Consider the following 10227-nt stretch of genomic DNA (forward strand, 5'->3'; position numbering starts at 1 on the left):
AAAGAAAAACGATATTACTCACAGCGCTGAAAGCAAAAAAAGAGGATCATTTCTGATCCTGCTTCGGCGTGTCCAGTTTTGCCACATAGAAGCAACCAAAGGCACACACAGCTACCACAACAGCTTTATTTACAGCGCTTAATCCTGATATAAGTGAGACAACAGCACAGATGACAAGCACTGCCATCAGAATGATTTTCTTCAAAGCAGTATCCTCCTGCAGGCTATTCTAGCACAGCCCCTCCCTCCTGAACACGGTTGTTGAAATCTCACTTTTTACCGGTATAATATATAAGCGTTGTCCTCATAGCTCAGCTGGATAGAGCGTCCGCCTCCTAAGCGGAAGGTCGGCGGTTCGAATCCGCCTGAGGACGCCTGTCTTATCCATTTATAGATCCGGGATATAGCGCAGTTTGGTAGCGCGCTTCGTTAGGGACGAAGAGGTCATGGGTTCAAATCCCGTTATCCCGACCTGAAAGGCTGTAAAGCCTTTTTCTTTTCTCTTTTCTCAAGTATCATTAATCATATATTCCGTGTACTGTTCACACAGAATTCAGGCAGAAAATTAGCACTCCTGTAATTAGTGTGCTAATATGAAATTGCCCTATTGAAAGAAGGTGGTTCATATCAATAACGATCAGCACAAGAAACCTATGCTCTACTACTTCGCCATCATTATGTTACTGATGGTGATCGTGAACCTGTTTGCCTATCCTTCCTATAAGGAAGCCCAGGTTGTCTCGAAGAACTACAGTGAGTTCATCGATTCCACAAACAGTGATGATGTCAAGGAGGTAGAAGTACAGGAGAATCAGATTCTGTATACACTCAAAGAAGGCGACACTGTTTATAAGACCGGCAAGATGGATGATCCCAATTTGACCGAGCGTCTGTCAGAACACAATGTAACCTTCACAGCCGATATCCAGGAACAGACTTCTCCGATTGTTGAATTCCTGCTTGAGTGGATCGTGCCTCTGGTCATTGCAATGGCCTTCTGGCGTCTGCTCATGCGGCGCATGACCGGTGGAGGAAACGGCGGCGGTGCCATGAGCTTCAACATCGGCAAATCCAATGCCCGTGTCTATGTCAAATCCCAGCAAGGTATCCGCTTCTCGGATGTGGCAGGTGAAGATGAAGCCAAGGATTCCCTGATGGAAATCGTCCACTATCTCAAAGATCCAAGCAAGTACAAGAAGATCGGTGCCAAGATGCCAAAGGGCATCCTGCTGGTAGGTCCTCCGGGAACCGGCAAAACGATGCTTGCCAAAGCCGTTGCCGGTGAATCCGACGTTCCGTTCTTCTCTATCTCCGGTTCTGAATTCGTCGAAATGTTTGTTGGTATGGGTGCTTCCAAAGTCCGTGACCTGTTCAAGCAGGCCAAGGAAAAGGCTCCATGTATCGTCTTCATCGATGAGATCGATGCCATTGGCGGCAAGCGTTCTGCCGGCAACATCTCCGGCGGCAACGATGAGCGTGAACAGACACTCAACCAGTTGTTAACCGAAATGGATGGCTTCGAAGCCAACACAGGTGTTGTCATCCTGGCTGCGACCAACCGTCCGGAATCTCTGGATCCTGCCCTGCTGCGTCCGGGCCGTTTCGACCGCCGTGTACCGGTAGAGCTTCCTGATCTCAAGGGACGTGAGGAAATCCTCAAAGTTCATGCCAAGAAGGTCAAGTGTGATCCGGATATCAACTACAACACGATTGCCAGAATGGCATCCGGTGCTTCCGGTGCTGAGCTTGCCAACATCGTCAATGAAGCAGCTCTGAGAGCTGTCCGTCAGAACCGTGATACTGTCACCCAGACAGATATGGAAGAAAGCATTGAAGTCGTCTTTGCCGGCTATCAGAAGAAGAATGCCGTCATGACCCCGCAGGAGAAGAAGATTGTTTCCTATCACGAGGTTGGCCACGCTCTGGTAGCTGCCCTGCAGACACACAGTGCACCAGTCCAGAAGATCACGATTATTCCGCGTACATCCGGTGCATTGGGCTATACGATGCAGATTGAGCAGGGCAATCACTACCTGTATACAAAAGATGAACTGATGAATCAGATTGCCACGCTGACCGGCGGCCGTGCTGCTGAGGAAGTCAAGTTCCACTCCATCACAACCGGTGCTTCCAACGATATCGAAAAAGCAACCAAGATTGCCCGTGCCATGATTACCCAGTATGGTATGTCAGATGACTTCGATATGGTTGCCATGGAATCCATCAATAACAAGTATCTTGGATCTGATGCTTCCCTGGCATGCTCGGATGATACTGCTGCCGTGATTGACGCCAAGGTCGTGGAACTGGTCAAATCCCAGCATGACAAGGCAAAGAAGATGCTGGAAGACCACATGGATGATCTTGACCGCATCGCTTCCTATCTGTATGAGAAAGAAACGATCACTGGTGAAGAGTTCATGAACCTGCTCAACCAGGGAAAGGACAATGCCCTGCCTGCTCAGGCATCATAATCAAGATTGATTCATTCAAGCAGCCATGAAAGAGATCATTCTCTCATGGCTGTTTTTCTCTTGGCAAAAGAAAAACGGTACAGGCGATCTGCACCTATACCGTCATATGTTTCTTCAGCAATTTCCTTTGTGATCCAGGGAGCAGGCCTCCACCGGCTGCACAATCTTTCCATTGTGTGCCTTCATCCAGCCTTCCCAATCCAGTGTCATAGAGCCATCCTCATTGACCAGGCAGGGAATACCAACACTGTGATTTGCCCTGACTTCATCAAACAGGCTGTTATTGTCACGGATTGCAAGAAATGCCTTCAGATTCGGCATGGATCCTGTCACATCCACAAAGTCATACGTAATACCGCTGGCATCCAGGCTTGCCTTGCATGCCCGGCAGTCCGGACACAGCGGGCTTCCATATACTTTTACCATTACTGTTCCTCTTCAATAGCCTTGATCTTGTCAACACGGCGCTGATGTCTGCCGCCTTCAAACTCTGTCGTCAGAAAGACATCCACAATCTGCTTGGCAACACCCATGCCAATCACACGGGCACCAAAGGCAACCACATTGGCATCATTATGACGGCGGCCATACTCTGCGGAGAATGTCTCTGAGCAGTGCACACAGCGCACACCTTTGACTTTGTTGCAGACAATGGACATGCCAACGCCTGTGCCGCAGATGGCAATACCGCGGTCAACTTCACCTGCTGCCACAGCCCTGGCCAGCTTCAGGCCATAATCCGGATAGTCCACAGAGGCATCTGTATCGGTGCCATAGTTGACAACTTCATACCCTTTTTCCTGCAGATACGCCATCAGCTCCTTCTTCATTTCCGGCGCTGCGTGATCATTCGCAATTCCTACTTTCATGCCTTTTTCTCCTTCTTTCCAAGATAAATATACATGATGATGCCAGCCAGCAATACCCAGATGGCAATAAACTGAGATGTAGACAGAATCCCGATCTTGCCGCGGATGATATCACCGCGCACAAATTCGATCAGGAACCGGCCGATGCTGTAAAGAATCAAATACAGGGCAGCCACTTTGTTTTCCGTTTTTGGATTCTTGAGTGCCTGATACAGGATCACAAACAGGACAAAGTCGCCAAACGATGACAGCAGCTGGGTTGGTACCAGCGGTACACCAGCCGGTGCCAGTGACCCGCCTGGGAATGTCAGGGCAAAATGGCTGTGTGTTTCAACGCCATAGCAGCATCCGGCAAAGAAACAGCCGATGCGTCCGAATGCCTGTGCCAGAGCAACCGTCGGCATGACAACATTAAAATACTTCATGAAGGCCAGATGCTTTGCGCGGCAGTACAGTCCGGCGCCAAGAATACCGCCCAGAATGCCGCCATAGACGACCCAGCCGGAAGTGCCAAGCACGGCGGCGGGATCCTTCAGAAACTGCGGGAACACAGTCAGGATATAGGTTACTTTTGAGAAAAAGAAACCGGAGATGACCCCCGAGATCGCAATGCCTTCAATCTTCGAGCCATCCAGTCCGTGCTGCTTGGCCAGTTTTTCAGCAAGCCATACTGCCACAAGAATGCCAATGGCAATCATGACACCATAGCCATGAATCGTAATCGGACCGATTGTCAGCCAGTTATTGTACATAAAAATCCTCCCTGCCCATTATCATACCCTACTTGTCAAAAAAGAAAAGCAGCGAGCCCGCTGCCTTCCCGTTCCGCATCTATTATTGATCATCGGAATCATCGTCATGTTCATCTGTTACTTCCGCATCAATGACCTTTGGCTCACCCATCTTTTCCTTCCAGGCCCTGATGAACTTCTTATATTTGCTGGAAAGGAAGCAGGTCACATACAGATCAGAAATACCAGAGTAGATCATGCCGATGCCAATGACGATAAACAGTGTTTCCGTTGCCACGCTGCCCGGCAGGAAGAACATGATGATCACACCGAGAATGATGGAAATCACGCCAAGAATCGTATAGGCATTGGCACCATGATAGCCGATTCTCTTGGCAACCGAAGCACTCTGTACTTTGACAAGACCTGAGATCAGAATCACCAGGCCGAAAATGATCGGCAGAATCTCTGCCAGCACATTCTTCTTGTATAAAGCCAGTAAGCCAAACAGGATCAGGAAGATGCCCATGACCAGATCATTGCGGTAAAAGATATCACGCACATCGATCATGCAGTAGTTGATGATGCACACAACACCGCCAATCAGGCAGCCGATGCCGATCAATGTGCATACCACAGATGCACTGGCTTTCGGGAAACAAACAAGCAGAATCCCAAGCACCAGCAGAATAATGCCTTCCCAGATTGCACTCCACTTCAGTTCTTTCATATTCTTACCTCTTTTTCATTATTGTATTACACCTGCATGCATTGCAGAAAACAGATACAGATATCTCATTTCGTATGAAATTCTGCATCAGATGTCCGGATGGTGATACTGCCCGTGTTTTTTCGTGCTGCCATCGCCATACTGAATTGCAAACTTAGGACAGTGATGCAGACAGCGAAGACACAGCACACACTGTTCCTTCACCCATACCGGTTTTCCATCTTTGATCTGGATGGCCTGCACCGGACAGTTTCTTTCACACAGATGGCAGCCAATACATGTATCTTCCACATGGAAATGGCTGGTTCTTCTAGCTTTGCTGTAGGCAGGATCCGCCAGACGGTGCATCAGATATGGTATTCTGCGTGCCATCTGATTGCCGGTAATGTGCGCTGTTATTTTGGCGATCACCCGTTCAATCTCAGCATCTGCTTTCTGATTGATCTTCTTCACTTTCTCAGGATCATGCAGATCAAACACAGGCGTCCAGGTATCCGGCATGTGCACACTGAACGCACTGCTCATATGAATGCCGCGGGCAGCGAGCAGCCTTCTGGCATCTTCGCCGGTAAAGCCCGGTGTTGTGCCATAGCTTGCCACCAGAAATACATACGGAGATTGGTGACTGCCAGCAAGCTGCAGACGTTCCAGGAATGCTCTGACAAATGATGGTAGCTGCCAGAAGTATGTTGGCGTCACAATGCCAAGCATCTCATCTTCCTGCAGAGACAGCACCGGATCACACTTCTCCATTGACACCACATGGTCATGCATGGCAGCTGCGATCTTCTTTGCCGCATAGGCACTGTTGCCTTCTGCTGAAAAATACAGAATCATTTTTCCACCCCGTTTTCTATCTATATTTTACCATGGTGGCAGTGCAGAAAGATGCTGTGCTAAGATATCCGCAAAGGAGTCCACTATGAAAATCTTGTTTGTCACCGAAATACCGGAAGAAAAGAAGCAATGCTTTACAGACCTTGCCGGTGAAGATATCACCTTTGTTTCAAGGAAAGAGGTCACGGATGCACAGCTGATGGAGGCTGAAGTGATCATGGGCAATGTACCGCCTGCCCGTCTTGCCGGCTGCACAAAGCTGAAGTGGCTGCAGCTGGATTCAGCTGGTGCAGATGCCTATGCAAAGCTGCCTGGTGATTTTGTCCTGACCAATGCCTCAGGTGCATATGGCCCTGCTATTTCTGAATACATGCTTGCCTGCATGCTGCGGACATTGAAGAAACTGGATGACTATGAAGATCTGCAGAAAAGCCATGACTGGGTCAATCTTGGATCTGTCAGAACCATCTCGCAGCTGCATGTGCTGTGTCTGGGCATGGGGGACATCGGCACGCACTTTGCAAAGAAAGTCAAAGCACTGGGTGCCCATGTCATTGGTGTACGCAGGCACATCAGGGAACTGCCGGAAGGCTTTGATGAGCAGTATGAAATCCAGGATCTGGAAAAGCTGCTGCCAGAAGCAGATGTGATTGCCATGTCTCTGCCGCAGACACCGGATACCATTCATATCATGAACAAGGAGCACCTGGCATTAACCAAACCAGGCAGTATCCTGATCAATGTCGGCAGAGGCAGTGCCATTGATGAGACAGCCCTGATCCCTCTGCAGAAGAACGATCACTTTGCCGGTGTGTGCCTGGATGTGTTCGAGCACGAACCGCTGCCAAAGAACAATCCGCTCTGGAATCTGCCCCACACGTTATGCACACCGCACATTGCCGGAAGGTTCAATGCAGAAGTCACCTATGACAGGGTTCTTTCCATCTTTGCAGACAATCTGAAAAGATATCTTGCAGGTGAACCGCTGCACCATACAGTAGACAGAAAGCTTGGCTACTGATCAAGCCACAATAAAAGCATGGGATCATCCATGCTTTTTGTGTACCTCTTACTTGATTTCAAAACCTGTTAACAGGTGGTAGGCTTCCTTGTATTTGGCAATGGTCTTGTCAATGACATCCTGCGGCAGGTTGTAGTCGCTGTCCGGATGAGCCTTGAGCCAGTCACGGACAAACTGCTTGTCAAAGGAAGGCTGGCTGTGGCCAGGCGCATAGCCATCGAGCGGCCAGAAACGGCTGGAATCCGGTGTGAGCATCTCATCACCAAGCACCACATTGCCATCCTTGTCCAGGCCAAACTCAAACTTTGTATCCGCAATGATGATGCCTCTTGTCAAAGCATAGTCTGCACATTTGCGGTACAGGGCAATCGTATAGTCACGGATCTTGGCGGCATATTCTGCACCATGGCCCGGGAACCTCTTCTCCAGAACATCGATGGACTGTTCAAAGGAGATGTTTTCATCATGATCACCAATCTCAGCCTTGGTGCTTGGTGTATAGATCGGCTCATCCAGCTTCTCGCACTCTTTCAGGCCATCACGCAGCTTGATGCCGCACACAGTGCCATTCTTCTGATAGGAAGCCCAGCCGCTGCCCGTGATATAGCCTCTGACAATGCACTCAATCGGCAGCATCGTCAGCTTCTCACACAGCATGGAATTGCCATCAAACTGCGGCTGACGGAAGAATTCCGGCATATCATTGACATCCGTCGAAACCATGTGGTTCTTCACGATATCCTTCGTATAGTCAAACCAGAAACGGGACATCTGGGTCAGCACCGTTCCCTTCTTGGTCACCTTGTTCTTCAGGATCACATCAAATGCAGAAATGCGGTCCGTCGCCACCATCACAAGCTTGTCGCCAATGTCATAGATCTCACGTACTTTTCCTTCTTTAACCGGTGAATATTCTTCCATCTTCTTCTCCTTTGCCAGTTTTTGAAACATGATTATCCTACCACAACCTGATTCAATCAGGCGTTAAAACTGGATTCTCCAGCCAGATTTGAGATATATTCAATCTTCTCCATCTCATTCATATCCGTATCTTCCAGGAATGCATAATATGCACCATAAATCTTGTAGTTCAGGATCAGCCGCAGCCGCTGGGAATCCTCAATTTCAGGATGCAGCTGCTGGATCAGCTCCAGGATCTTGGCTTTGACCAGCATCGGCAGCCGGGAAGACTGCGAACCGGAAAACATCGTCTGGATCTGCTGCTTGTTGGCTTCATAGGCCATCAGAATATCACGGGTAAACTGCGCTGTATTCTTGATGACATTGTCAGGATCCGGCAGCGATGCCGCAATGCGGTCAATGATCTCCTGCTGCATCTGTCGGCTCAGATCATATACATCATGAAAATACACATAGAACGTCGACTTGTTAATATCTGCCCGCTCACAGATCTCCACCACTGTAATCTTCTCCAGTTCCTTCTGTGAACGCAGCTCAATAAAGGCATTCAGGATCCGTCTTCTGCTTTTTGATGTCTGCTTTCTTTCTGTCATAATTCTCCAACGCTTTAAATTAAATGTCTGATTTCAGACTATCGTTGCATTCTGGTGCTCGTATTTCTGATACACGAACATTATAGTTTTAGCAGAAGAAAAAACCAATCCATACAATGAGGAGGGATGCTTCATGGACTTTTACTATTTTTATGCCGGCAAGGAATTCGAAGCCTACAACTGGCTTGGTGCCCATCCTGATCATCACGGCACCACCTTCCGCACCTATGCGCCAAATGCCCGCAATATCTATGTGACCGGCGACTTCAACAACTGGCAGAAAACACCAATGAACCGTGTCTATGACGGCAAGTTTTTCGAGGTGCGCGTCGGCAATGCAAAACCGATGGATCTCTACAAATACCAGATTGAACAGGCAGACGGCCGCATCGTGGATCATTGCGACCCCTATGGCTTTTCCGCAGAGCTGCGTCCGGGCTGGGCCAGCCGCATTGTGGATCTGACAAAATACCACTGGCACGATGACAAGTGGATGCGCAATGCCACAACCCATAAAGATAAACCTATGAATATCTATGAGATGCACATGGGATCCTGGAAGAAAAAGGATGATGCAAAGGAGGACGGCTGGTACCGGTATGATGAGCTGGCTCCCCTGCTGATCCCGTATCTGAAGGAGAATGGCTATAACTATGTCGAGTTCATGCCATTGAATGAATATCCAAGCGATCAGTCCTGGGGCTATCAGGCAACCGGTTTCTATGCACCGACATCCCGCTATGGCACGCCTGATCAGCTGCGTACCCTGATTGATGCCCTGCACCAGAACGGCATCGGTGTCTTTCTGGACATTGTACTTGTCCACTTCGCGGTCAATGACTATGCCCTGGCCAGCTATGACGGTACGCCGCTGTATGAATATCCCTACAGTGACATGACCAAGAGTCAGTGGGGCTCCAACAACTTCATGCTTTCACGGCCGGAGGTGCGTTCCTTCCTGCAGTCGGCATGTGACTATTGGATCAGCCAGTATCACTTTGATGGTCTGCGCATGGATGCAGTCGGCAATCTGCTGTACTGGCAGGGCGATGTCAGCCGCGGCGAAAACCGGGCAGCCATTGAATTCCTGAAGGAAATGAACCAGGAACTGCGGGTGCGCCATCCTGCCATCATCCTGATGGCCGAAGACAGCACCACCTACCCCCATGACACCGATCCAGTAAGCAAGGGCGGTCTGGGCTTTGACTACAAGTGGGATATGGGCTGGATGAATGATACGCTCAAGTACTTTGCGAGTGATCCTGCCTACCGCAGAGATATCTATCACAAGCTGACCTTCCGGCAGTCCTATGCCGGCAGCGACCACTTCATTCTGCCCCTGAGCCATGATGAAGTCGTTCATGGCAAGGCCACCATCGTCAATAAGATGTGTGATTTGTACGAAGGCAAGTTTGACCAGGCAAGAGCACTGTATCTTTACATGTATACCCTGCCTGGCAAGAAGCTCAGCTTCATGGGCAACGAAATCGGCCAGCTGCGGGAATGGGATGAGAAACGCGAGCAGGACTGGGATATGCTCAAATATCCGATTCATGATGCCTTCCACCACTACATGATGAAACTCAACCAGATCTATCTCGAAAACAGTGCCCTGTGGGAGTGGGACTATGATGAACGCGGCTTCCAGTGGATTGATGCCGATAAAGTCAATGAGTGCATCTATGCCTACCGCCGGATGTCCTCAAAACAGACGATCGTGTTTGTGATGAACTGCGGCGCATTGGCCAACCGCTATACATGGCGGACCGGTGCGAAAATCAAACTGCTGTTAGCCAGTGATGAAGAATGCTGGCATGGCCATACTGATTTCAGGGAAAAAGAAAACGCACTGCTTGTTGCAAACGGTACGTGCACCATTACGATCCCTGGCAAGAGCGCCAGGATCTATCTGGAATACTGACAAGGGCCTGTAACAGTTGCTAATGTGAATTAGCTCTGTTATGGGCCTTTTTTGTTTTCTTTTGTATTATCTTTACCAAAACTTATTCAGCAGCGTCATTTCTATGTAGAATCATGTATATCAAAGCATT

General features: G+C 49.1%; 11 protein-coding genes and 2 tRNA genes. 5 read left to right on the forward strand and 8 right to left on the reverse strand.

Annotated features, from left to right (window positions below):
- Positions 1-46: 46 nt before the first annotated feature.
- Positions 47-205, reverse strand: coding sequence for a hypothetical protein (locus tag MOZ60_RS05610; RefSeq protein WP_167836298.1), 159 nt, complete (start codon positions 203-205; stop codon positions 47-49).
- Between the two features lie 95 nt (positions 206-300).
- Here MOZ60_RS05610 and MOZ60_RS05615 point away from each other — a divergent pair.
- From MOZ60_RS05615 to ftsH, 3 genes are all read left to right on the forward strand, one after another.
- Positions 301-374: transfer RNA gene (locus MOZ60_RS05615), tRNA-Arg, on the forward strand.
- Between the two features lie 23 nt (positions 375-397).
- Positions 398-471 (forward strand) — tRNA-Pro (locus MOZ60_RS05620).
- A 182-nt stretch (positions 472-653) separates the two neighbouring features.
- Positions 654-2474: an ATP-dependent zinc metalloprotease FtsH gene (gene ftsH / locus MOZ60_RS05625; RefSeq protein ID WP_108775061.1), complete on the forward strand. Its 1821-nt coding sequence runs from the start codon at positions 654-656 to the stop codon at positions 2472-2474.
- 114 nt (positions 2475-2588) lie between these two features.
- Here the strand turns inward: ftsH and MOZ60_RS05630 are convergent, their stop codons facing one another.
- The 5 genes from MOZ60_RS05630 to MOZ60_RS05650 all read right to left on the reverse strand — a co-directional run bounded on the left by MOZ60_RS05630 (position 2589) and on the right by MOZ60_RS05650 (position 5641).
- Positions 2589-2900 (reverse strand): glutaredoxin domain-containing protein, encoded by a 312-nt coding sequence (locus tag MOZ60_RS05630; protein ID WP_108775062.1) that lies wholly within the window; start codon positions 2898-2900, stop codon positions 2589-2591.
- Entirely contained in the window at positions 2900-3343 is a 444-nt protein-coding gene (rpiB, locus tag MOZ60_RS05635; protein WP_277655250.1) for a ribose 5-phosphate isomerase B, read from the reverse strand. The genes MOZ60_RS05630 and rpiB overlap by 1 nt, the downstream gene beginning before the upstream one ends.
- Entirely contained in the window at positions 3340-4095 is a 756-nt protein-coding gene (locus MOZ60_RS05640) for a prolipoprotein diacylglyceryl transferase (protein ID WP_370595942.1), read from the reverse strand. The genes rpiB and MOZ60_RS05640 overlap by 4 nt, the downstream gene beginning before the upstream one ends.
- A gap of 82 nt (positions 4096-4177) precedes the next feature.
- Complete coding sequence (locus MOZ60_RS05645) at positions 4178-4804, reverse strand: DUF308 domain-containing protein (protein WP_108775065.1); 627 nt, start codon at positions 4802-4804, stop codon at positions 4178-4180.
- A gap of 87 nt (positions 4805-4891) precedes the next feature.
- Positions 4892-5641, reverse strand: a complete 750-nt coding sequence (locus MOZ60_RS05650; protein ID WP_370595943.1) for an EFR1 family ferrodoxin — start codon at positions 5639-5641, stop codon at positions 4892-4894.
- 85 nt (positions 5642-5726) lie between these two features.
- Here MOZ60_RS05650 and MOZ60_RS05655 point away from each other — a divergent pair, with 85 nt between their 5' ends.
- Positions 5727-6662, forward strand: coding sequence for a D-2-hydroxyacid dehydrogenase (locus MOZ60_RS05655; protein WP_370595944.1), 936 nt, complete (start codon positions 5727-5729; stop codon positions 6660-6662).
- 48 nt (positions 6663-6710) lie between these two features.
- Here MOZ60_RS05655 and MOZ60_RS05660 read toward each other — a convergent pair whose 3' ends face one another.
- Complete coding sequence (locus MOZ60_RS05660; RefSeq protein ID WP_370595945.1) at positions 6711-7613, reverse strand: phosphoribosylaminoimidazolesuccinocarboxamide synthase; 903 nt, start codon at positions 7611-7613, stop codon at positions 6711-6713.
- A 26-nt stretch (positions 7614-7639) separates the two neighbouring features.
- A complete protein-coding gene (locus tag MOZ60_RS05665) occupies positions 7640-8176 on the reverse strand; it encodes a TetR/AcrR family transcriptional regulator (protein WP_277653370.1) in 537 nt (178 codons plus the stop codon).
- Positions 8177-8309: 133 nt separating this feature from the next.
- Between MOZ60_RS05665 and glgB the strand changes: the two genes are divergently transcribed.
- Positions 8310-10097: a 1,4-alpha-glucan branching protein GlgB gene (glgB, locus tag MOZ60_RS05670; protein WP_370595946.1), complete on the forward strand. Its 1788-nt coding sequence runs from the start codon at positions 8310-8312 to the stop codon at positions 10095-10097.
- Positions 10098-10227 lie beyond the last annotated feature (130 nt).

The sequence above is a fragment of the Grylomicrobium aquisgranense genome (assembly GCF_033971865.1).
Taxonomy (GTDB): Bacteria; Bacillota_I; Bacilli_A; order Erysipelotrichales; family Erysipelotrichaceae; genus Bulleidia; species Bulleidia massiliensis.